We start from the raw sequence: 20,501 nt of genomic DNA, 5'->3' as shown, positions 1-20,501 counted from the left end.
TCAAACGCTTTGTCGCCTGATCCCTGCATGGTACGCAGTTCGATCGGCGTCTGATCGAACATCACGTCGCGAAAATCGGGAAGAACCCTGGTTATTTTGGTGTGCGAATGAGTTCGCAAAGCAGGCCTTGATGCAAAACACATTGAGACCACGCTGAGCGGCGCATCGAAGTCCGGCAAGCAAGTCGGCGGGCGGGCATCGAGCGCCGCGAAAACATGAAGGTCGCCTGCCAGGGTAAATGAGCCGCTTCGCGACGCGGCATCCGGCGATAGCCGACACCGGTAAGGGCGTGGCAAAGGCGGCGGTGTCGAACCGCACGTGCCACGATAACCGGCAAGCACGAATCGTGGCCTGCGGCCATCCGGTAGCGTTCGGTTCGAACGTGGATCAGATTCCTCAACGGAACGGAGGCTTCCATGACTGACTCGTGGACGGGGATTGTCGTCGGTTCGTTCGCACTAGCCATCGCGGCGCTGATGGTCATTGGCCACTATCGTCGGGAATGGACGCGGCGGCGGCTCCTCAGACGAATGGATCATCACCACTGTTGGGAAGTCATGCGGCAGCGGCGCTGAATGCGCTCTCCGGTGGCCGCGGCGTGGATTTTGGTGCTCGTCATCTCTATCCCTCTGTGTCCCTGTGACCAATGGAGACTATTGCAATGAGTGGCACGACTGTGGAAGAGAGGATCCGGGCGCGCGCGTACGAACTCTGGCAACTGGACGGCGGCCTTGAAGGGTGCGCTGACGAGTACTGGCGCACAGCCCGTGCACTCGTCGAGAAGGAGATGACCGCTCCGGACTCCGCCGAGCCCGGTGATCCGGATGTCCGGGCGCCGGACTGACGGATCATTCCAGCAGTGGTGCAGAATGGCCTGACGCTAATGAGCCTGAGCCGACATTCTCTCTTCTACGAAGCGGACATCGATTCCCGGTAACCCGGCCCGTTTCTGAAGCCGTTCATGGCTCGCGTCCGTGAAACCGGAGCGTGGATCGCATGGGTGGGCCGCGTGGCCGCTGTCAATGCGTTGGCCGTTGCAGATTTTTTCGTTTTCGTTTTCGTTTTCATCGGTCCGCTGTGTCACAGTTGCCGGTTGCTACGCGCGAAATACTTGATTCACAGTGCCTGTTAGCCACCGGCGCTTCACGCGCCCGGCACAACGGCCGCCGCGAGCGGCGTGAAGCCAGGCGACGTGATCATCCGGATCAGCGACGAGCCGATTGATCGCTCGGCCGAACTCGGCGAGGATGCTGCTGGTCTACCCCCTGGGACAAAAACCACCCTCAGGCTGATCCGCAATCGAAGGCCGATGACCGTCACGGTCATGGTCGGCGCGTCCGCGGAAAGCCCCAAAGCTCGAAAAGCGAAGGCGGCTCAGGGGATCGCCTAGGCTTGAGCTTGCATCCGCTGAATGAGGACGAGCGGCGCGCGAGCGACCTGGCCGTTGGTCTGATGGTGGGCGCAGTTGACTGGCCGGCGGCAAGCGCTGGCATCCCGCCTGGCGATATCGTCCTGTCGCTCAATGACACGCTGGTCTAAACCCAGGCGGACGTGACCGCGCTGGAGGCAAAGACAGGGAAACAGGTAGTCGTGCTGATCCAGCGCATCCACGCGCGCAGTTTTGTGTCGGTCGAGCCTAGATGAACAGCGGGGCGTGGGCAGCTTTGGTGGTGCGAGGAAACAGGGTTGCGCCGCAACGTCGCAAGACCGACGCGGGACCAATGGTTAGCCGAGCGTTTCGGGGGCGACTGTGAAGACTTACCGCTGCGAGCGCGCGCCATTGCGTCGGTGAAAGGATCGTACGTTGCTTCATACTGGAATTCCCTGAAGACCTGGAAGGAGACGACCATGGCACAAGAGCTCAGCACCAAAGCGCAAGAAACGCTTCTGGAACTCAGCCAACGCGCGGCGAGCGACCAACCTCTCATGGTTGAATGGGATATCCAGACCGAACTGGAAAAGTGCGACCTGATTTCGGCGGCCCCACATGGTGGGTGTCTGATCACAGAGAAGGGGCGGGCGTACGTGCGGGAGATGCACAATTGATCCGACCGCGCGAAGCGCGAATAGGCAGTTTGCTCCGAATCCGGAGCCCCCTGTCGTGTCGTAGAACGGGGTGCTGAGGGAAATCCACAGCGACCCGCGAGCAGTGCGCGCGCTCCGTCAATTTACAAGAATTGTAAGACCGCTGTGCGCGCTCAACCCGCACGCGACTGCATTGGGTTCCCGCTCGGATTGCCTGCGCGAGCGCCGACGACCGCTCATCGGCTCGCAGCGGTGCTCGCGCGAAGCTTGCGCGCATCTATCCATGGCATGTCAGTTGCGTGAGTTAGGGTTCGTTCTTTTCAGGAGAGAATCATGACCATACTTAATCCCGGCACGCAATCGCAGTCTCAGACAGGTAGCGCGGGCGCGAAGATCATCGGCACCGGAGTTGGCGAAGGGGCCGGTCCCGATGTGATGACGGCAGCCACGCTCGCCGGCAACAAGGTCGTCACCTCGGATGGCGAACACGTCGGCAAAATCTCCGAAATCATGCTCGACGTACGTGGCGGCCGTATCGCGTATGCCGTATTGTCGAACGGGGGTTTTCTTGGCATGGGAGACACGCTGCATGCGATCCCGTGGAGTGCGCTGACCCTGGATACCGATGAGAAGTGCTTCCGGCTCGACATGACTGCCGAGCGCATCAAAGCCGCGCCTGGCTTTGACAAGGATCATTGGCCCTTGATGGCGGACGCACAGTGGGGTTCGTCGGTGCACGAGTATTACAACCGCCGCCCATACTGGCAATCGATACAGGATTCTGTTGAAGACGGCCCGTTCCAGCATTGAGCGACGGTCGGAACAGAGGGGCGACGTGACGCGGCGTCTCCGCAGCACGTCGAATGCGGCGGGCTGCGCTCGCCCTCTGTCGATGCATCCGGCCGCTGTCCGGCAGAAGATCGCGAATACGGTTCGCCAATCGCGCCATCAACATTCTGCTTCCAGTGGATACTTCGCACGGAAACAGGCATCAAACTTTCGGAGCAGGCAGGAATCGCAAATGCCCGGTAACAGCGGGACGCGTCATCAACAGGGAAAGGGCGAAAATGAACCGGTTCGGATCAGTGCGGATCAAGATGAGAAATCTAGCTCGTTCAAGTTCTGCGCCCCCGCTACTGCTTTTTCTTAATGAAGTCCTATGGCACCCCTCGTCTGCCGGGGCAGTATTTCCAAGCTCAAGAAACCTGGCAAAACGCATAGCGCGGATGGTCCCGGTCAAAGGTACAGGGCTCGTTGTGGAGCTTGGCGCAGGCACCGGCGCGGTAATTCAGGCATTGCTTGACCACGGCATCCAGGCAGATCGTCTGCTTATCATCGAGCGTTCTGCCGCTCTGGTCACACATCTGCGGTCCAGATTCCCTCGACTCAGAATTATTCAGGGTGACGCCGGTACCCTTGGCGACTTTTTTGCCGGCAGACACGCCGATTGATGGCGTTGTTTCCGGTGTGCCGCTGCGTTCCTTGCCTTATGCCGAATCCCGCGCAATTGTCGAACATTGGCGCGCGGTGCTGCCAGTGGCAACGCTGATAGTCCAGTTCACTTATGCGCTCTCCGGCCCGTTGCGTCATCTTACAAACGGTTTCATCCAGTTAGCGTCCGAGATCGCTTGGCTCAACTTTCTGGCAGCCCGTGTAGTAGCGCTCGAGTTATTGTGTGCGACCACCTGCACGGTCGGACGTCACGGTAGGCCGAAGTGGTTGTCTAACAAAAAGTAAGCGTGCCTGCTTTCGAATTGATTGGAGAAGACACGCTTATCGCAACGGAACCGGGAGGCCGTGCGTGCCTTGCCCTGTGAGACCGCCTCTTGCCGACCGTTGCAGCCAGTCGTGCGAGTGCGAAGCCGACCTTCGCGGACCTCGTCAATCGGGCGGGACCGGACGTTCAGGGCGGCCGCAGACGGTCGGCCATTCGAGAACATTCGGGCGCAAGCGCGTCTCAAATCCAACCGGAAATGCCCGCGATCTGTAGTAGCAGAATCAGATTCAGAATCAACACTGCTACGGTGCCCGCAACTGCCGCGACTGTCGTCAGGCGGCTGTTGCGGTAGCGTCCCATCAGCGCGCTGCGTGACGTGAACCACACCAGCGCGACCATTGGTACCGGCAACGCGATGCTCATCACGACCTGACTCAATACCAGCGCACTGGTCGCATCGACACCCCACGCCACCACGACGAACGCCGGCACCATCGTGACAAGCCGCCGCAACCATACCGGAATGCGAAAACCGACGAACCCCTGCATGATCATCTGCCCAGCCATCGTGCCGACCACCGAACTCGAGATGCCGGACGCGATTAGCGCGGCGAGGAACAAACCTGCCGCAGCGCTGCCAAGCAGCGGAGTTAGCGTGTGCCATGCAGTCTCGATGCTGGCGATCTCCGGGCGTACCTGGTGGAAAGCGCTGGACGCCATGATCACCATGGCCATATTGATCAGACCCGCCACGCCCAGCGCAACCACCACTTCGATGTTCGAGAATGCGAGCAGCTTCGAGCGCTCGCGCTCGTTGTGCGGCGTCACACGATTCTGCATAAGGCCCGAATGCAGGAAGAGGACATGCGGCATCACGGTCGCGCCGACGATGCCGACTGAAATGGTCAATGCATTGCGGTCCGGCATGCTCGGCGTAAAGGTATGTAGCAACACCGCCGGCCACTGAACCGGTGCGATCAACAGTTCGGCCAGATACGAAAGGCCAATTACGCCGACCAGCGCGACAATGAGCAGCTCCAGTGGCCGGAAGCCCTTTCTCTCGAACTGCAGCAGCGCATACGTGACGGCGGCGGTGACCAGCATGCTGGCCATCATTGGCAGATGCAGCAGTAATGACACGCCGATCGCCCCACCCACGAATTCCGCGAGATCGGTCGCCATCGCGGCGATTTCGCTGGCCAGCCACATCACGATGACCCACGGCCCCGGTAACGACTCGCGGCATAGTTCGGCGAGATTGCGTCCTGTCACGAGACCGAGTTTGGCCGACAACGACTGGAACAGCATCGCCACGACGTTGGCGATGGCCACCACCCACAGCAGCGCATAGCCGTAGCCGGCGCCGGCCTGGATGTTGGTCGCGAAGTTACCTGGGTCCACGTACGCAATCGACGCGACGACCGCCGGCCCGACAAACGACAGCATGACACGCGGCCCGCGGCGTCGGCCTGCAAGGACCTCGCGGATATCGAAACAGGTCTGCTCGGTAAGCGTCTGCGGCACGATTGTCTGACTCATGGCTTCATTCATGACTTCCCCTGTGCGTAGTCTGAGTGACCCGGCCCCCGGCAGGCCGAACGCCTGCCACCGGCCAACGGGTGAGCGTGGCCACTGCCACGGCGCCCCGCGCCGGTGTGCCGCTGTTGCGTTCAGGCGCTCATGTTGAGCGTACCGTTCACGCCATTCGGGAAGAAGCCGCCCTTGACCGCGGCGGTACTTGTCAGATACACGATGTTGAGCACGTCGTTGTAGCTGCGGCTGAATGCAAGACCGTTGCTGTCGAGCGGGACGATGTTGGACGTACCGGGCGTGCTGCCGCTGATACCCTGGTCGTCGTTGCCGACCTGGTCGAGACTGTCGCGTGCAGCGGAGATGGCGTTGGCCGCACTGATCAGGCTCGACGTGTTGAGGCCTTTCGCGTACAGCGTGGTTCGCACAAGGCCCGCGTGGTAGGCCTCGGCAGCGAGAATGCCTGCGGCGGCCGACAGGAACGTCTTGCTGGCAAGCAGCGGCGCAGCTCCCTTGTAGGCCGTCACGCCGACATCCTCGAAGATGAACGCGCCCAGCAGAAAATTGTTGTCGTTTGCATATGGACTGAACGCGACGCCCGCGCCGACGAGACCCGCTGCACGCGCCGCAACGGAGAACGCGCCATTCGGATTGGTGCCACTGATATCGATGGCGGGTTGTGCAACGGCGGCCGAACCTAGCGCGCTGCGCAGGAACGCGACGTGCTCGCGCTCGTCATTGGCGATCTCGTTTGCGTACGCCTGCACCAACGGATCCTGGAACGGAACCTGCGCTCCGGCGATCACGGCGCCTTGCGTGCCGACGCCAGTGAGCATACTGGCGGGCAACCCGCTGCCGGTGGTCGCATAGGTGTAGAACTGGGCTTCGAGGTATTCAAGGTTAAGGGCGAAGTTCAGGATCTCGTCATCGGTCGGCGCGCTGGGGCTGGCCGAAGCGGAGACTCCTGAGCCACCACCGCATGCGCTGATGAGGGTGCCGCCGACAAGACCGAGGCCCAGTCCACCGGCATTCCGGAAAAACTGCCTGCGCTTCAGGCGCCGCTCGACGCGACGGTCGAACACATCGATGAGCGCTGCTGAATCAGCTTTAGTATCAGGCATGGCCATGCTCCTCATAAAGTTCGCAGGGAATACCGCAAAACTCGCGTCACATGCGCGGAGGCAACAGAACGCCTTCAGCGATGCGGCAGCGCGAATCGCAGCACGAAGACAGGCCGTCCTTCAACGAAGAACAAAAAACATCACAGAGAAGAGGCAAGTCCTCAAAAACCTTTACGGGCCGAGCGAATCGGTGGATGCAGGCGGTACACAAAAATGTTCCTGGCGTTGATTTTGTCACGAGCGCACGACGGTGTATGACACCGCTAAAGTTGCGAACATTGACCGTCCGCTCGTGGGCAATAGCGTCTATGAGCGACAGCTTTCGGGGCAGCGTTCTTCAGAGACCGGGATTGGCCGGCTTGCTGCCGAATAGACCATCAGACGACGCCCCGTACTGACGCGGCCGGTGATAAATTTGCTTCGCGCTGCTCAAACGCTTGTCCGGCAAGGCATGAGTGCCACCGGAACGTCGCGTCGCTTGAGGTGACAGTTTGCTGTCGCAATCGTGGCAGATTTATTGCGGTCTGCGGGGGGCGAAGTCGTTGACCGCTACCGTACAGACGTACCTCGTCAGCCGTGAGAACGTGCAAGTCCACCCTGCGCGCACCAGCGATTTTCGGGTTGCTCTCACGAGGCAGGTATTCACGAATAGTCGGTAAAGCGCCCTGCCACAGCAAGCCGTTGCTGTGGCAGGGCGCCGGATGCCGTAGCGTGCATCGGCCGCTGGTCGCGATCCGCGTGTCAAAAAATGAGGCTCAACATGTCATCTCATCCAGTGTCTTTCCGGTGGTCTGTTGGCACGCCCGACGCGTACCACGCAGACGTGAACGATGAAATGATGGAACAACCGCAGCAACGAGCCTCCACCGCTTTTTCCAGTCATTCTCAGTCGGCCGCCCATCGTTTCGATGCGCTACGACGCAAGGACGAAATTCTTGCGATGGTGGCGCACGAGCTTCGTGGACCGTTGACGCCGATGCAACTCGCCATCCACCTCATCCGCAGGGCGTCGGCGGATCGCCCGGAGGTGTTACGGTCGATCGACATGCTCGACCGCAGATCACCCAGATCAGCCGGCTTGCTGAGGACTTGATGGATGCCACGCGGATCGACCGTGGCGCGCTTCGTGTGAGCAAGGCCCCCGTCGAAGTTGTTGCGGTTCTGGCCGGCCCTCTCGCCGCAGCCGCACTGGCGGCGGCCAAACGCGACCAGACGCTCACCGTGCAGATTGCTGACAGGGCACTACGCATTGAAGGCGATTCTGTGCGTCTCGCACAGGCCGTCAGCAACCTCCTGCACAACGCGGTGAAATACACGCCGGAAAAAGGTTGCATCGCCGTGAACGTGCTCGCAGACGGGAAGGACCTTGTGGTGTCCGTCAAGGACAATGGTCTGGGCATATCCGGCGCGCTCCTGCCACATATCTTCGACCTCTTCGCTCAATCCAGCCGGACGATTGCGGCGAGTGCCGGCGGTCTGGGGGTGGGTCTTGCCGTGGTGAAAGCGGTCGCCGAAGCGCATGGCGGAACGGTGTCTGAGATTGACCCGCTTCGACGGACAGATTTGCATTTGAGTCTTACAGCGGCACGTGTCCTCCATTCGGTGTTGCTTCGCGGGTTGTCCACGGGCGGGCGGCGGGTCGGATATCACGACCACGACGCTGCCCGGCGGTGGGCAACCCGCGCCGCGATGGATTTTGTGTTTTTTCGTATTGCTGCTCGAATACCATCGGCGAGCAGTAGCCCAGGCTGCTGTGCAGGCGACCGATGTTGTACCAACCCTCCAGGAATGAGAAGATGCGCCGCCTGGCCTGCTCATGCGTATCGAAGTGTTCGCGCATGAGCAGCTCGGCTTCGAGCGTGCCGAAGAACGACTCGCACATCGCGTTGTCATAGGCATCGCCCGCGGTGCCGCCGGATTCAACCGGTCGTCGCAACACCTTTAATCGAGGAGGTGTTTATGGGACGACCAGCGGGGTGGATGTATAAGTTGACAGGGCGAGCAGCGATGCGCTCGCCAGGTGCGCCGTCGCATCGGCGTGAGATTGAGCGGCGATTTTGGGAGCAAATCGCGACAGGCATTACAAGTGAGAAGGCTGCAGAGGCGGTTGGCGTATCGCAGGCGGTAGGCACTCGCTGGTTTCGTCATAATGGCGGCATGCCACTTTTCATGTCGAACCCCTTGTCCGGGAGGTACCTGTCGTTCGCGGAGCGAGAAGAGATTGGATTACTTTCGTTCCAAGGCGTCGGAGTACGCGAGATCGCTCGCCGTATCGGACGCAGCCCGTCAACGGTCTCCCGGGAACTGACACGTAACGCTGCAACTCGTAGCGGCCAGCTTGAGTATCGGGCGTCGGTTGCGCAGTGGAAGGCCGAACTGGTTGCCAAAAGACCCAAACCGTCGAAACTGGTGACTAACCCACGGCTGCACCACTACGTGCAAGACCGTTTGGAGGGCAAGGTTAGCGATGCTGATGGCCGTGCAATTGCTGGGCCTCGGCAGGCACCGTTCAAAGGGAGAAACAAGCCGCATCGCGGTGACCGTAAATGGGTTAATGGCTGGTCGCCCGAACAGATTTCCAAACGGCTGCAGTTCGACTTCCCGGATGACGAATCTATGCGCATCTCTCACGAAGCGATTTATCAGGCTCTCTATATCCAGAGCCGAGGTGCCCTCAAGCGCGAGCTGGTCAGCTGTCTTCGCACAGGGCGGGCGTTGCGCGTACCGAGGGCCAGGGCACAAGCCAAGGCCTGGGCGCACGTTAGCGAGGATGTGATGATCTCTAGCCGGCCTGCAGAAGTGCAGGATCGTGCCGTGCCAGGGCATTGGGAGGGGGACCTGATCATCGGCCTGAACCGATCTGCTATTGGGACGCTGGTGGAGAGATCAAGCCGTTTTACCATGCTCGTGCACCTGCCTCGGGAGAAAGGCTATGGGTTGACTCCCCGCACGAAGAACGGCCCCGCGCTGGCTGGCTACGGAGCTGTCACGATGGCCAATGCGCTCAAGAAGACCGTGACTGACATGCCTGCCCAGTTGTGGCGGTCATTGACCTGGGATCGTGGCAAGGAACTATCCGATCACGCCCGCTTCACCGTCGAGTCCGGCGTAAAGGTATTCTTCGCCGACCCGCACAGTCCATGGCAGCGTGGCACGAACGAGAACACGAACGGCCTTCTGCGACAATACTTTCCAAAGGGCACAGACCTATCCAGGTGGAGCGCTCGAGAGATCCAGGCCGTCGCCAATGCACTGAATACCAGACCCCGGAAAACGCTTGGCTGGAAGACACCTGCCGAAGCTCTGGACGAGTATCTAAAATCTGTTCAACAATCTAGTGTTGCGACGACCGGTTGAATCCGCCATCAGTTCGGTGTACAGATGGTTCGACATTGCCCAGCCCACGATACGCCGGCTGAATACATCCAGCACGACGGCCAGATACAGAAACCCTTCGCCGGTCGGAATGTACGTGGCATCAGCCACCCACAGCACGTTCGGCGCGGCGGCGCTGAAGTGGCGGCGCACCAGATCGGGGGCGCGCCGCGCGCCCGCCGCGCGCCCGCCCGCGGGTGGGTGGTGTGCTTCCAGCGCCGCCGGCTGGCCCCGCGCAGACCAGCCACACGCATCAGACGCGCCACCCGTTTGCGTCCCACATGCACCCCATCACGCCCGAGCTGCACATGAATACGTGGCGCCCCGTATGTGCCACGCGAGCTTGCATGCAGGGTGCGGATGCGTGCCAGCAGCCGCGCGTCACTGCGTGCATGTGCCGATTGCCCTCTTGCCAGCCACCCGTAATAGCCGCTCGTCGAGACCCTGAGCAGCCGCGCCATCGTGGCGATGGGCCAGCGGGCCTGGTTCGCTCTCATGAATCCGTATCCTTCGGCGATACGGCTCCCGTCTCCCGGGCAAACCAGGCCGCTGCGTGAGAGAGTATGTCGCGCTCCATCTTCAACTGCCGGTTCTCACGACGCAGCCTGGTCAGCTCCTGCCGCTCGGCCGTGGTCAGCCCGTCATGACGCACGCCCGCATCGCGACCCGCCTGCGCGACCCAGTTGTAGATGGTCTGCGCGGTCGGCTCGAACTCCTTTTCCAGCTCCTCCGGCATGCGTCCAGCCTTCACCAGCTCAACCATTTGCGCCCGGAATTCCGCCGGGTACGGGGTACGATGTTTGCCCATTTCGGCACCGCCTCTTCAAAAGAATAGGCGTCCGATTTTGCGGGTCAACTTCAGTCGGCGACCAGTGCCGGCCCCGGTACGGGCAGCGAACTCACCCTACGGCTGCCGATCGTGCTGGAACGACGCAAGGCTCGCGAGCCGGCGTGACGGCGGGCAATGCGGCCACACATTTCAGTCTGCTGTTGAGCCTGCCAGCCCGCAGACGACACCCCCCTTGCAGTTGACAGACCTGTCAGCGCAGACCCCGTTGAGCCATGGCCGGTGGCCGTTGCAGCCCCGCCCACGACGCGCCACCGCGCGCGCGAACTATAATTTAAACAGGTTTAGTCAGGGTCGGTATCCTCGCCCATCCGTCTGCTGCTTTCATGCAACTGCCGTTGATGCCTGATACTGTTAAGAACAATTCTGCGAAAACGATGCAGTTTCCGGACAGGATGGTGGGGAGCGGGACATGGAAAACGGACATCATTCCGGAGAAAACCACCTGCTTTCGGTTCTGCCGGAAGCAGAGCGGACGCGCGTGGCGCCGCATCTCGTACCGGTTGAAATGCCCCTGGGGCAGGTCGTGTACGAGTCTGGCGACCGCCTTGATCACGTCTATTTTCCGACCACGTCCATCGTATCGCTGCTCTATGTGATGGAGGACGGCGCGTCCGCCGAGATTGCGATCGTGGGCAACGAAGGAATCGTCGGTATTGCGCTCTTCATGGGCGGTGAAACGACGCCAAACCGGGCAGTCGTGCAAAGCGCAGGCCGGGCGTATCGACTGGATGCGCGCATCCTGAAAGAGGAATTTCATCGCGCCGGCCCGGTTCAGCGGTTATTGCTGCGCTATACCCAGGCATTGATCACCCAGATGGCCCAGACCGCCGTTTGCAACCGGCATCATTCGATCGACCAGCAGTTGTGCCGCTGGCTGCTGCTTAGCATGGACCGCCTGCCGTCAAACGAGCTGAAGATGACGCAGGAACTGATCGCCAACATGCTTGGCGTGCGGAGATCCGGCGTGACGGAGGCGGCGCTGAAACTGCAGGAGGCGGGGCTGATCCGCTACGGTCATGGCCATATCGAGGTACTGGATCGACCGGGGCTCGAAAAGCGCGTGTGCGAATGCTACGGCGTGGTGAAGCGGGAGTTCGACCGGCTGCTGCCCGATCTGAAGGCGATATAAACCGCGCTTCATTCCTGCGCGGGCGAGCAGCGCAGGGCTACCGCAATACCCTCTGCAGCATTCCAGCCGAATACGGCTGGCGCGCTTTATCAGGGCGGGCACGCGATAGAACCCTGGCGTGAAAGGGGGAAATTTTCGTCCGCGACCGGACCACTGCTGAACAGAATACCGCGCTTTGGCTAGTGTATTGCAGAGCGTCATCTGGATCGCCCCGAACGATCTCCTGGCCGGTGAGAGTGCAGTCGGACTGACAGCCCGGGCATGCCCCCTGGCAGCCGTATCCCGGCACGCGGCAGTCGCGAACTCCGGGCGGAAAAAAAGAAATCCCGATGTCCACTACCGTACCGACTGGGTGGCAAATCAATGCCAGGCTCACGCTACAGGGCGGGTTTCGTCCGGATTGTGCGGATGCCGGTCAGCATCACTTTTAATTTTGCGGAGAAACCTCCGAAAGGCCAGAAGATTCAGTGCATCTGGCGAGAGAGCGGCGACAGGCTGTGTTGAACACGGAGTCCGAAGGAGAGGTTCCATGCTGGGAACAATATTGATAGTCGTGCTGGTGCTGGTGTTGATCGGTGCGATACCGACCTGGCCGCACAGCCGTTCGTGGGGCTATATGCCCAGCGGTCTGTTAGGCGTTGTGTTAGTCGTTGTGCTTGTATTGCTGCTTCTGGGCCGGATATAAGCACGAAATTCCTGTCTGGATGATTCCTTCGCGGGTAGCCGTCGCCGGGCCGTCCCATAAGAAAAACGCGTAGCCTGCACGCGTCGAGAAGTTCGGTCATCCGTCATTTTCAAGGAGCAGTGTCATGAACAAGGATCAGGTGAAAGGCCGCGTCGAGGAAGCAAAGGGAAAGGTCAAGGAAGCTGTCGGCAAAGCCACGGGAAGCGAAACGACCCAGGTGAAGGGTAAGGTCGAAGAGGTCGCCGGCAAGACACGGGCCGCGTACGGCGATGCAAAGGAGCAACTGAAGAAGCAGCCGTAGGCTGTTCGCGCCGGCAGGTCTTGAGGCGTCACGTAGTGGGTGCTCGCGTGACGCCTCCCAACGTATGCTTTCGAACCGCGGGGTGCACGATGAAACGGGTTATCACGCTGGTATCGGTGGCTGTTCTCGGAACGGCCCTGATCACGGGAACGCTGTGGGCTCAGGGAACGCCACAATCCATCACGGCGAAGCGCGTTGATGTCGTCCAGCTGGCGACGGGGTACCGGGCCTCCAGGATCAACGGATCGCCCGTCTATAACCGCAACAAGGACAACATCGGAACAATTGACGATCTGATCGTCAGCCCAACCGATCGGGTTCCCTACGTCATCCTCTCGGTAGGCGGGTTTCTCGGTATGGGAACCCATCTCGTCGCAGTACCGTTTGGCAGCCTTCAGGTCGTCGACAAGCAGATGCGGCTGCCAGACGCGACCAGGGAGTCCCTGAAAGCATTGCCGGAGTTCAGGTACGCGCCTGAGTAACGGCTGCCACCGGTTTTGATGCGCCGCCGCCGCGGTCGGGCAGGCAATCCGGCCGGCACCATGGCTGGACGATGGGCGACCATCATGACCGGCATCGCCTGCGACACGCGAACTTGCGGACTCGCCGCGTCATCGCGCTATTTTCGAAGTGCGGGTGTCCGGATCCCGCCCGGCGTTAGTGACCAATCCTGACGTCGCGCGTGGTTTTCGTCGGCGCTCCAGACAGCCAGACGTATTGACACGCGAAAACCGCGAAAGAAGAGGGCGATGTCGTGAGATTGTGCATGACGTCCCGGCAGGATCGAAAACGCCACGCAGGCACGCGAGCACCGCCCCGCCTGTTTTTGGGCGCTACAGTGACTTCAGCCTGGTGACCTTCGTGCCTTCGAGCGTCACGCCGGCCATCAACCCGCTGTTCGTGAGCACGAACGCTTCGACCGGTGCTGTCGCGGTGGTGGTATCAATGTTCCCGTTCGCGCCGACTTTCAGGACAGCCACTGACGCATCGCCGCCCACTGACCAGCCTTCGCTATTACGGAACCGGGCAAGTGCGTCCTCGGTCATGAACAGGAAAATGATCGCTTTCGATTGTGCGCCGATCTGCAGCCCGACCGAACCGGTCGTGGTGCTGTAGTAGCCAACCGTGCTGCCGCCAACGCGCAGCGAGCCTTCACCATACTGGCCGCCGACGCCGAAGCCGGCGGCAATGACCGACGGGAACACCAGCACACCACGGGCCTTGCCGACGAGTTCATGCGAGCCGTTGGCGGCGGTGTAAAGGCGTGCGAGGGTGGAGTCGACACCAGTATCAATGGTGTGACGCTTGTCGGCTTGCTGCCCACTGGCGTCGGACTGCCCGGTCATCGTGCAGCCCGAAACCGCGAGCCCAATGGCAAGGATGGATCCGGGCGTACCCCTTATGAATGTTCGTCGTAGCATCATCGTCTCCTGGATGTTCCTGGATGCTTCTGACGCTACGCCTGGGCGGCGGCGGACACGGTACGACAGCGTACAGAAACGCGAAACAGGTCCCGATGAACAGGGCGGGTTTGACGCGCAGGACGCGTATCGCTTTCCGGTCGCGTTCGGGAATCGGGTCAAGTTGCGGTCTTCGCCAGCGGACGGTTCGATATTTGTCGCTGCCCGTTCCGGGTACCCAATAGCTCGGTCCACTGCGCTGTTCTGAACAGGTCCGGCTTTTCATGTGGAAACATGATTCCGGCGCCATCGCTTCGTCCTGGAAAACTGTCCGGATGCCGATCAGCCCGTTGCGGTACGTCGCAACACCGGGCGCCTTGATGCCTGAAGGAGTGACGTATAGCTGTCGAGGTAATTGCGCGCCATCGTCCTCGCACTGAAGCGACGCTCGAACTGGGCGCGGATTTCTGTACGTGACAGGTTATCGACACGTTGCAACGCACCGATGGCACCCTGTACGTCTTCGCAGATATAGCCGGTGACACCGTGATCGATTACCTCGGGTACCGAGCCGCGATTGAATGCAATCACTGGAGTCCCGCACGCCATCGCTTCGATCATAACCAGGCCAAACGGCTCGGACCAGTCGATCGGAAACAGCAGCGCCTTCGCACCCGACAGGAATCCGGGCTTCTGCTGCTCGCTGATTTCCCCGAGAAATTCGACGTGCGCCTGCGACAGGAGCGGCTCGATTTCCGTCTTGAAATATCTCTGGTCGGCCTTGTCTATCTTCGCGGCGATCTTCAACGGCAGACCGCTCTGTGCAGCGATCCTGATGGCGACGTCTGCTCCTTTCTCCGGACTCAGACGTCCGAGGAAAGCGAGATATGGCGGCTCATTCTGCGTTTGCGGCGTGAGCAGCGTTTCCGGCAGACCGTGATAGATCGTGTCCAGCCAGTTCGCCTGCGGTAGCGGAAAACGTTGTGAATCGGAGATCGACACCACCGGCGCCTTCGGAAACGTATTGAACACGGCCTGCAGTTCCGGCAGGTCGAGGCGGCCGTGCAGCGTCGTCACGAACGGCGTGTCGAGCTGTGAGAACAGCGAGAACGGCAGATAGTCGAGGTGGAAGTGCAACACGTCGAATTCGTGGGCGACACGGCGCACCTTTTCGAGCATCAGGAAGTGCGGGGCGAGGACGTCGCGCGTCGACGGGTCGAGGCGCAATGCATGCGGCCACGCGGCCGCGAGCGTCGCCTTCGTGTGCGAGTCGCCGCTTGCGAACAGGGTCACGTCGTGCCCCAGGTCGACGAGCGCCTCGGTAAGGTAAGACACCACACGCTCGGTGCCGCCATAGAATTTCGGCGGAACAGCCTCGTGCAACGGGGCAATCTGTGCGATTCGCATTGGCCGTTCTCCCTGGAACAGGTGCTGGGGCGTCAAACTATCCCCGAATGACCAGCGATAGTCTCGAACGCTGGCGTCTGCGCGATATGTATTGCGCTGCGCCAGGTCTGTGGCATGTGGAGAACCTCTCACCTGCGAGAACATACGTCTGTACGGTAGCGTTCAACGCCCCCGTCATTCGACGGGCTATACCGTTTTCCTGTTTCTCACTGGATTGATCTTGCCGTCCGTGTGCGTAGCGGGCACAACGCGCGCTATTGCTCGGCCGCTCCCGGCGAGCCACGTCAGCAGTCTGCGGTTTCGCTGAAGGTAGTCAAATACCGGGCTTGGAGCCGGTACGTTCTGCGTCTCCGACAGAGGTATGATGGTGGTTGCTGGCCACGTCAGCGTAGGAGGAAATCATGCCCCCAAACCCGACCACACGACTGATTCACCGGCCAGGACTTCCGGATCACCCCATCCACGGCGTTACGCCAGGCACCAGGTCGCCGGCGCCTGAACCTGCGCTGGGCACTCCGGGTGACGTTCCTGATGCCGCAGAAGCGGAGCCGGTCCCGCACGAGCACCCACCGAGCAGGTCAGACGAGAACTGAACTCCCTGCGTGTTTAGCGTGACGCCGCCCGGGTGTGTTCTGTGTAGCCGACCTACACGTGACGGAGCCACGCGAAGATGAGTGCAGCACGCCGAACATACGGTGCGCTGCCTCAGCCGGGTTTAGTCCCGGCGTCGCACGGGCACAGCGCACGCTCAATCAGTTCACCATTGGCTTGATATGACGGCTGGAGGGAGCCCGGCCTCGGCGCTTTTGATAAGCCAGAGCGACGCTCATGCGCGCAGTTCTTCGGCCTGTTCGGCGGAAAGGCTGTGAGGACACGTCGCGGCTCGATGTGTCCGTCAACAAGTTCTCACTTCCGACACGGCAGGTCTGTACGGTAGCGGTCAACACCCGTCACACGATGCGTCACGCCGCTGTTCCTGTTCCATTGGGTGATCGACCCTGCCGCCCGTCTCCCCAGCGAGTCCATCGAGCGGCTATGGAGCAACCAGTTTTCGCAACGCTGTACGTTCGACGCACGCGGAGACTAACGCCCGCGTCCGAAACGCGTCTCTTGAGATCATCCCGCGACGCCTCCGGCCTCGGTGCACGGTTATCACCAGATCGCTCGCCCCCAAAAAAACCCGGCGCGGGTCAATTGATGCAGCGCACACCGCCGCGACCTGCACGATTCCAGACGAACACCACCATGGCGGACTTCCTCACCGGTCTGAGAAAAGGATGGGCTCTTCGAGCGCGTTTCCGCCCCGTGGAAGGAACGGGACCTGTCTGATTGCAGTGGAGAGTTCTATAGTAAACAAGGCGCCACTTGTCAATTGGCTTGGAGCCGCGGCGCAGCAATATGTCAGCTGGCTCAGGCAGACGGGACTGACGGTACCACGCTGGGATCCGGTAAAACGGCGCCCGAACTTACCGTGGAACAACCTTCGAGGAGGAGGTTCATCATGCTGCAAGCTAGCGAAATCCAGAAGCGTTTCACCCATCTGGAGCAAACCATCGAGAAAGCTTCGCAGGCCTGTCACGCCGACGCCACGCTGCCCAAGGAGCTTATGGACTGCGTTGATCAGCTGGACAAGAAGTCCGAAGGCGCAAAAAAAATAATGGAGTCGAAAGACGAAAATCGCATGCGTCAATGGATAGACGACCTGGAGCACGTCGGCGACCGCGCAGAGCAGGCGTGTAAACGTGCAACCAATGTAGATGCGAAAGTAAAAAGTGCAGTCACGTCGGTTCATGCCGAACTTTCCGATCTGAAAAAACAGTTGCATTAACTCATTTTTAATACTGACAGCCCTGCCTTGGGCTCGCACGAAGGTAACGTTAGCTGTTGCGCACCAATCCGTCTCTGCACTTGCCCATGGCATGACGGTTGCGGGATAGAAGGTCTGGTCTTTTCACGAGGAGCACATCATGACCACACTTGACCCCAGCGCCCAACCTGCAACGGGCGGCAGCGGCGCGAAGATTGTCGGCGGCGGAACTGGCGAAGGTCCCGGGCCGGATGTGATGGCGGCAGCCACGCTCGACGGCGACAAGGTCATCACTTCGGATGGCGAAGATATCGGCAAAATCGCCGACATTATGCTTGACGTGCGTGGCGGCCGGATCGCGTACGCCGTCCTGTCCAGCGGTGGGTTCCTGGGCATGGGCAACACCCTTTACGCCATCCCGTGGAGCGCGCTGACCCTGGACACCAACGAGAAGTGTTTCCGGCTCGACATCACCGCAGAACGCATCAAAAACGCGCCCGGCTTCGACAAGGACCATTGGCCCGCGATGTCGGACCCGCAGTGGGGTTCGTCGCTGCACGAGTACTACAACCAGCGGCCCTACTGGCTGGCCACCCGGGGCGCAGTCGAAGGCCGGAGGCTCGATCTTTAGGTCACCTGGACGAAGAACGGGGTGTCGAACCAACCAGACGCCCTCGCCACCTGTTCGAAATGCCGGCCGCAAGGCCGGCATTTTCCTGTTACCAGCAGTTGCCGAAGGAACTTCGTGAGACGCCCTCCTTGCACGGCTTCTGCAGAAACGCGCTCCAGAGATGGTCTTCCTGCCGGCGAAGATGCGACCAAAGCCGTAACTGGAACCATGACTTTATGCTGTCCGCGGTTCGCGAGTTCCTGAATATGCATTACGATCAGAGGAGCTTTTTGGCGTGACGTGAGGTCGGCTGCAACACGGCAGCGACGAACGACCGTCGCTTCCGATACCCATGCTATCGACCCCGTATGGAATCCGATATTGATCCGTCGTCAACGCCGCACACCAACGTCAATTCGTGGGTCGAGAAGTTAGGGCCCGGTCTGATTACCGGAGCGGCCGACGATGACCCGAGCGGCATCGCAACCTACTCGCAGGCGGGCGCTGCGTTTGGCTACGACATTCTGTGGACGATCCTGCTGACATATCCGCTAATGGTTGCAATCCAGGTGATCAGCGCCAGGATTGGTAGGGTCAGCGGCCACGGACTGGCGACCAATATTCGACGCCACTATCCCGCATGGCTGCTCTATGGCACGGTTATTCTTCTGCTCGTGGCGAACACGATCAATATTGCGGCTGACCTCTCGGCCATGGGCGCTGCCGTCAATCTGGTCATCGGTGGACCGACGCATGTTTACACGGTCGGTCTGGCGATGCTTTCGCTCGTTTTGCAGGTTTTTGTTCCGTATCGAAACTATGTCCGCGTTCTCAAATGGCTGACGCTTGTCCTGTTTGCCTACGTCGGCGTTGTGTTCACCGTCCAGATTCCATGGATGACCGTCGCAATCCGGACCGTGTTTCCGCATCTGTCGTGGAACGGCGACTACATCACAACCGTCGTCGCGGTGTTCGGCACGACAATCAGTCCCTACCTGTTTTTCTGGCAAGCCTCGCAGGAGGTCGAGGAGTTGCGGGCACGACATGGGCAGCGCGCACTCAAGCATGCGCCATCCCAAGGTACGTCAAATCTGAAGCGGATCAAATTCGATACGTGGATCGGCATGGGATTTTCAAACCTGATCGCGTTCTTTATCGTTCTCGCCACGGCCGCGACCCTCCACGCGCACCACATTACCGATATCCAGACGTCGTCACAGGCCGCCTCGGCGCTCAGACCGATCGCCGGAGAATTTGCGTTCCTGCTGTTCAGTATTGGCATCATCGGTACCGGGCTGCTGGCACTACCGGTCCTGGCCGGCTCCGCGGCCTATGCGATGGCAGGAACGTTCGAGTGGAAAAACAGTCTGGAGCTGGAACCGAAGCTCGCCAAGCGGTTTTACGGAATCATCGTTCTTGCCACGGTGATTGGCCTCTCCCTTGGCTTCACCTCGATTGATCCGATCAAGGCACTGTTCTGGAGTGCCGTCATTAACGGCGTCGCCTCAGTCCCGATCATGATGCTCGTGATGAAAATGGCATCGAATCCAGACATCATGGGGACGTTCCGCATTTCAGGCACCCTGCGGGTCGTCGGCTGGCTGGCGACGGTCGTGATGGCCGCTGCCGTGGTGGGGATGTTCTGCTTTCTATAGGAAGCGAGCGCGACACATGACAATCGTCCGGACGAGCCAGGCTTTGGCGCGGAATCGGCCACAGGTCTTTCCGCGGCCGTCGCGGCGACCTCGACGATCGATGTCGGTGGCAAGACGGATCCCGATTAGGGCGGCGCCGCCTTGCGTCTCGCGCCGACAATCGGCGAGGTGCCGGATGACGGTCCGAATGCCTGGATGCGATCCTTGCCTTCGTGTCACGATGAATTGAAACCCTGCGAACGGGGTGACCGCGCACGAATCCTGACGGCGCCTCAGGTCGCACTCGCGAGACAGCGGGTCGGGCGGGGCTGGACATGCAAAGGGCTACCCGACGGTAACCCCTCTCCGATAGCGATGCGGCTGCCTTTCTTCATATCATGAACCGCACTTGTCACGCGTTCACGCGCTCCTTGAGGGCCTTACCTGCGGTGAACTTGACGGTTTTTGCTGCAGCAATGTGCATTGCCTCGCCCGTGGCGGGATTGCGTCCCGTGCGTGCGGCGCGTGCGCCGACGCCGAACGAGCCGAAGCCAATCAACTGCACCGTATCTCCCTTCGCCAACGCGGAGCCAACGATCTCGGTGAAGGCGTCGATGACTTGTGCCGTGGCTGATTTGCTGTCGCCGGTGACGGCCGACACTGCATCGATGAGTTCCTGCTTGTTCATGGTCAGTTCCCCTCGGATCAGGTGAGTAACCCAGATATTTGAATACGCCCGGATATTCTCGGGTAATCGCGCTTATTTTGCACCAGGTGATGCGGCTTGCCAGCCTTGAAGCTTTCGAACCGCTCGCCCGCTCAGGCTTCGATCACCGTCCAATGCCCATCTCGGTCAACGTCCCTACCGCTGCTGCCTTCGTTCGACACCGTCGTTTAATGTACAGGCTCG

25 protein-coding genes and 2 pseudogenes are annotated in these 20,501 nt (G+C 60.5%); 17 read left to right on the top strand and 10 right to left on the bottom strand.

The window, feature by feature from the left end:
- Window positions 1-416: 416 nt before the first annotated feature.
- The 6 genes from AYM40_RS41875 to AYM40_RS10040 all read left to right on the top strand — a co-directional run bounded on the left by AYM40_RS41875 (window position 417) and on the right by AYM40_RS10040 (window position 2,835).
- Entirely contained in the window at window positions 417-575 is a 159-nt protein-coding gene (locus AYM40_RS41875; protein WP_181448362.1) for a hypothetical protein, read from the top strand.
- 86 nt (window positions 576-661) lie between these two features.
- On the top strand, window positions 662-844 hold the full coding sequence (locus AYM40_RS10055; protein ID WP_063496098.1) for a DUF2934 domain-containing protein: 183 nt from the start codon (window positions 662-664) through the stop codon (window positions 842-844).
- 333 nt (window positions 845-1,177) lie between these two features.
- The gene (locus AYM40_RS10050; RefSeq protein ID WP_063496097.1) at window positions 1,178-1,390 is read left to right on the top strand and encodes a PDZ domain-containing protein; all 213 of its coding nucleotides are present in this window, start codon (window positions 1,178-1,180) and stop codon (window positions 1,388-1,390) included.
- A gap of 2 nt (window positions 1,391-1,392) precedes the next feature.
- Window positions 1,393-1,539 carry a hypothetical protein gene (locus AYM40_RS41355; protein ID WP_158515271.1) on the top strand — a complete coding sequence of 49 codons (147 nt, stop codon included), beginning with the start codon at window positions 1,393-1,395 and terminating at the stop codon, window positions 1,537-1,539.
- Window positions 1,540-1,848: 309 nt separating this feature from the next.
- Complete coding sequence (locus tag AYM40_RS10045) at window positions 1,849-2,046, top strand: hypothetical protein (RefSeq protein ID WP_063496096.1); 198 nt, start codon at window positions 1,849-1,851, stop codon at window positions 2,044-2,046.
- A gap of 312 nt (window positions 2,047-2,358) precedes the next feature.
- Complete coding sequence (locus AYM40_RS10040) at window positions 2,359-2,835, top strand: PRC-barrel domain-containing protein (RefSeq protein ID WP_063496095.1); 477 nt, start codon at window positions 2,359-2,361, stop codon at window positions 2,833-2,835.
- A gap of 386 nt (window positions 2,836-3,221) precedes the next feature.
- Here the strand turns inward: AYM40_RS10040 and AYM40_RS41870 are convergent, their stop codons facing one another.
- Window positions 3,222-3,389: a hypothetical protein gene (locus tag AYM40_RS41870; protein WP_181448361.1), complete on the bottom strand. Its 168-nt coding sequence runs from the start codon at window positions 3,387-3,389 to the stop codon at window positions 3,222-3,224.
- Window positions 3,390-3,453: 64 nt separating this feature from the next.
- Between AYM40_RS41870 and AYM40_RS41865 the strand changes: the two genes are divergently transcribed.
- The gene (locus tag AYM40_RS41865) at window positions 3,454-3,762 is read left to right on the top strand and encodes a hypothetical protein (RefSeq protein ID WP_181448360.1); all 309 of its coding nucleotides are present in this window, start codon (window positions 3,454-3,456) and stop codon (window positions 3,760-3,762) included.
- A gap of 220 nt (window positions 3,763-3,982) precedes the next feature.
- On the opposite strand, the gene AYM40_RS10030 is transcribed toward AYM40_RS41865, so the two are convergent.
- Window positions 3,983-5,293, bottom strand: coding sequence for an Nramp family divalent metal transporter (locus tag AYM40_RS10030; protein WP_063496094.1), 1,311 nt, complete (start codon window positions 5,291-5,293; stop codon window positions 3,983-3,985).
- 119 nt (window positions 5,294-5,412) lie between these two features.
- Window positions 5,413-6,393, bottom strand: coding sequence for a ferritin-like domain-containing protein (locus AYM40_RS10025; protein WP_063496093.1), 981 nt, complete (start codon window positions 6,391-6,393; stop codon window positions 5,413-5,415).
- Window positions 6,394-7,216: 823 nt separating this feature from the next.
- Between AYM40_RS10025 and AYM40_RS10020 the strand changes: the two genes are divergently transcribed.
- Entirely contained in the window at window positions 7,217-7,486 is a 270-nt protein-coding gene (locus AYM40_RS10020; RefSeq protein ID WP_158515270.1) for a histidine kinase dimerization/phospho-acceptor domain-containing protein, read from the top strand.
- Window positions 7,486-7,872 (top strand): annotated as a pseudogene (locus tag AYM40_RS43690) (sensor histidine kinase); the annotation flags it as partial. The gene AYM40_RS10020 and the pseudogene AYM40_RS43690, both read left to right, overlap by 1 nt.
- 97 nt (window positions 7,873-7,969) lie before the next feature.
- Here the strand turns inward: AYM40_RS43690 and AYM40_RS10010 are convergent.
- The gene (locus AYM40_RS10010; RefSeq protein WP_082855037.1) at window positions 7,970-8,332 is read right to left on the bottom strand and encodes an integrase core domain-containing protein; all 363 of its coding nucleotides are present in this window, start codon (window positions 8,330-8,332) and stop codon (window positions 7,970-7,972) included.
- Between the two features lie 41 nt (window positions 8,333-8,373).
- On the opposite strand from AYM40_RS10010, the gene AYM40_RS10005 reads away from it, so the two are divergent.
- Complete coding sequence (locus AYM40_RS10005) at window positions 8,374-9,750, top strand: IS30 family transposase (RefSeq protein WP_082855036.1); 1,377 nt, start codon at window positions 8,374-8,376, stop codon at window positions 9,748-9,750.
- Here AYM40_RS10005 and AYM40_RS43685 read toward each other — a convergent pair.
- The 3 genes and pseudogenes from AYM40_RS43685 to AYM40_RS09995 all read right to left on the bottom strand — a co-directional run bounded on the left by AYM40_RS43685 (window position 9,709) and on the right by AYM40_RS09995 (window position 10,576).
- A complete protein-coding gene (locus AYM40_RS43685) occupies window positions 9,709-9,888 on the bottom strand; it encodes a DDE-type integrase/transposase/recombinase (RefSeq protein ID WP_420488469.1) in 180 nt (59 codons plus the stop codon). The genes AYM40_RS10005 and AYM40_RS43685 overlap by 42 nt on opposite strands.
- A 107-nt stretch (window positions 9,889-9,995) precedes the next feature.
- Window positions 9,996-10,229: pseudogene (locus AYM40_RS43680) on the bottom strand (IS3 family transposase); the annotation flags it as partial.
- A gap of 32 nt (window positions 10,230-10,261) precedes the next feature.
- On the bottom strand, window positions 10,262-10,576 hold the full coding sequence (locus AYM40_RS09995) for an IS3 family transposase (RefSeq protein ID WP_063496088.1): 315 nt from the start codon (window positions 10,574-10,576) through the stop codon (window positions 10,262-10,264).
- Between the two features lie 451 nt (window positions 10,577-11,027).
- Between AYM40_RS09995 and AYM40_RS09990 the strand changes: the two genes are divergently transcribed.
- The 4 genes from AYM40_RS09990 (at window position 11,028) to AYM40_RS09980 (ending at window position 13,215) form a co-directional block, all read left to right on the top strand.
- A complete protein-coding gene (locus tag AYM40_RS09990; protein WP_063496087.1) occupies window positions 11,028-11,747 on the top strand; it encodes a Crp/Fnr family transcriptional regulator in 720 nt (239 codons plus the stop codon).
- 529 nt (window positions 11,748-12,276) lie between these two features.
- Complete coding sequence (locus AYM40_RS38330) at window positions 12,277-12,432, top strand: DUF3309 family protein (protein WP_082855034.1); 156 nt, start codon at window positions 12,277-12,279, stop codon at window positions 12,430-12,432.
- Between the two features lie 124 nt (window positions 12,433-12,556).
- On the top strand, window positions 12,557-12,733 hold the full coding sequence (locus AYM40_RS09985; protein ID WP_063496086.1) for a CsbD family protein: 177 nt from the start codon (window positions 12,557-12,559) through the stop codon (window positions 12,731-12,733).
- An 89-nt stretch (window positions 12,734-12,822) separates the two neighbouring features.
- Complete coding sequence (locus tag AYM40_RS09980; protein ID WP_063496085.1) at window positions 12,823-13,215, top strand: PRC-barrel domain-containing protein; 393 nt, start codon at window positions 12,823-12,825, stop codon at window positions 13,213-13,215.
- Between the two features lie 351 nt (window positions 13,216-13,566).
- Here AYM40_RS09980 and AYM40_RS09975 read toward each other — a convergent pair whose 3' ends face one another.
- Together AYM40_RS09975 and AYM40_RS09970 are read right to left on the bottom strand one after the other, a co-directional pair.
- The gene (locus tag AYM40_RS09975; protein WP_063496084.1) at window positions 13,567-14,154 is read right to left on the bottom strand and encodes a YSC84-related protein; all 588 of its coding nucleotides are present in this window, start codon (window positions 14,152-14,154) and stop codon (window positions 13,567-13,569) included.
- A gap of 321 nt (window positions 14,155-14,475) precedes the next feature.
- Window positions 14,476-15,540 (bottom strand): glycosyltransferase family 4 protein, encoded by a 1,065-nt coding sequence (locus tag AYM40_RS09970; protein ID WP_063496083.1) that lies wholly within the window; start codon window positions 15,538-15,540, stop codon window positions 14,476-14,478.
- Between the two features lie 1,501 nt (window positions 15,541-17,041).
- Here AYM40_RS09970 and AYM40_RS09965 point away from each other — a divergent pair.
- The 3 genes from AYM40_RS09965 (at window position 17,042) to AYM40_RS09955 (ending at window position 19,612) form a co-directional block, all read left to right on the top strand.
- Window positions 17,042-17,368 (top strand): hypothetical protein, encoded by a 327-nt coding sequence (locus AYM40_RS09965; RefSeq protein ID WP_063496082.1) that lies wholly within the window; start codon window positions 17,042-17,044, stop codon window positions 17,366-17,368.
- 139 nt (window positions 17,369-17,507) lie between these two features.
- The gene (locus AYM40_RS09960) at window positions 17,508-17,978 is read left to right on the top strand and encodes a PRC-barrel domain-containing protein (protein ID WP_063496081.1); all 471 of its coding nucleotides are present in this window, start codon (window positions 17,508-17,510) and stop codon (window positions 17,976-17,978) included.
- A 347-nt stretch (window positions 17,979-18,325) separates the two neighbouring features.
- Window positions 18,326-19,612, top strand: a complete 1,287-nt coding sequence (locus tag AYM40_RS09955; protein ID WP_063496080.1) for an NRAMP family divalent metal transporter — start codon at window positions 18,326-18,328, stop codon at window positions 19,610-19,612.
- A 391-nt stretch (window positions 19,613-20,003) separates the two neighbouring features.
- Here AYM40_RS09955 and AYM40_RS09950 read toward each other — a convergent pair whose 3' ends face one another.
- Window positions 20,004-20,279: an HU family DNA-binding protein gene (locus AYM40_RS09950; RefSeq protein WP_063496079.1), complete on the bottom strand. Its 276-nt coding sequence runs from the start codon at window positions 20,277-20,279 to the stop codon at window positions 20,004-20,006.
- Window positions 20,280-20,501: the final 222 nt, after the last annotated feature.

This window comes from Paraburkholderia phytofirmans OLGA172 (assembly GCF_001634365.1).
Classification (GTDB): Bacteria; Pseudomonadota; Gammaproteobacteria; order Burkholderiales; family Burkholderiaceae; genus Paraburkholderia.
This window is presented reverse-complemented; position numbering and strand designations above follow the sequence as displayed.

What these genes read in the sequence shown, in the direction of transcription:
- AYM40_RS09960 (WP_063496081.1), top strand. Translation starts at nt 17,508, where the DNA reads ATGACCACACTTGACCCCAGCGCCCAACCTGCAACGGGCGGCAGCGGC.
- AYM40_RS09995 (WP_063496088.1), bottom strand. Translation starts at nt 10,576, where the DNA reads ATGGGCAAACATCGTACCCCGTACCCGGCGGAATTCCGGGCGCAAATG.
- AYM40_RS09975 (WP_063496084.1), bottom strand. Translation starts at nt 14,154, where the DNA reads ATGCTACGACGAACATTCATAAGGGGTACGCCCGGATCCATCCTTGCC.
- AYM40_RS09990 (WP_063496087.1), top strand. Translation starts at nt 11,028, where the DNA reads ATGGAAAACGGACATCATTCCGGAGAAAACCACCTGCTTTCGGTTCTG.
- AYM40_RS38330 (WP_082855034.1), top strand. Translation starts at nt 12,277, where the DNA reads ATGCTGGGAACAATATTGATAGTCGTGCTGGTGCTGGTGTTGATCGGT.
- AYM40_RS10045 (WP_063496096.1), top strand. Translation starts at nt 1,849, where the DNA reads ATGGCACAAGAGCTCAGCACCAAAGCGCAAGAAACGCTTCTGGAACTC.
- AYM40_RS09950 (WP_063496079.1), bottom strand. Translation starts at nt 20,279, where the DNA reads ATGAACAAGCAGGAACTCATCGATGCAGTGTCGGCCGTCACCGGCGAC.
- AYM40_RS41870 (WP_181448361.1), bottom strand. Translation starts at nt 3,389, where the DNA reads ATGTGTGACCAGAGCGGCAGAACGCTCGATGATAAGCAGACGATCTGC.
- AYM40_RS09955 (WP_063496080.1), top strand. Translation starts at nt 18,326, where the DNA reads ATGGAATCCGATATTGATCCGTCGTCAACGCCGCACACCAACGTCAAT.
- AYM40_RS10005 (WP_082855036.1), top strand. Translation starts at nt 8,374, where the DNA reads ATGTATAAGTTGACAGGGCGAGCAGCGATGCGCTCGCCAGGTGCGCCG.
- AYM40_RS09965 (WP_063496082.1), top strand. Translation starts at nt 17,042, where the DNA reads ATGCTGCAAGCTAGCGAAATCCAGAAGCGTTTCACCCATCTGGAGCAA.
- AYM40_RS09980 (WP_063496085.1), top strand. Translation starts at nt 12,823, where the DNA reads ATGAAACGGGTTATCACGCTGGTATCGGTGGCTGTTCTCGGAACGGCC.
- AYM40_RS41875 (WP_181448362.1), top strand. Translation starts at nt 417, where the DNA reads ATGACTGACTCGTGGACGGGGATTGTCGTCGGTTCGTTCGCACTAGCC.
- AYM40_RS09970 (WP_063496083.1), bottom strand. Translation starts at nt 15,540, where the DNA reads ATGCGAATCGCACAGATTGCCCCGTTGCACGAGGCTGTTCCGCCGAAA.
- AYM40_RS10025 (WP_063496093.1), bottom strand. Translation starts at nt 6,393, where the DNA reads ATGCCTGATACTAAAGCTGATTCAGCAGCGCTCATCGATGTGTTCGAC.
- AYM40_RS10030 (WP_063496094.1), bottom strand. Translation starts at nt 5,293, where the DNA reads ATGAATGAAGCCATGAGTCAGACAATCGTGCCGCAGACGCTTACCGAG.
- AYM40_RS10040 (WP_063496095.1), top strand. Translation starts at nt 2,359, where the DNA reads ATGACCATACTTAATCCCGGCACGCAATCGCAGTCTCAGACAGGTAGC.
- AYM40_RS10055 (WP_063496098.1), top strand. Translation starts at nt 662, where the DNA reads ATGAGTGGCACGACTGTGGAAGAGAGGATCCGGGCGCGCGCGTACGAA.
- AYM40_RS09985 (WP_063496086.1), top strand. Translation starts at nt 12,557, where the DNA reads ATGAACAAGGATCAGGTGAAAGGCCGCGTCGAGGAAGCAAAGGGAAAG.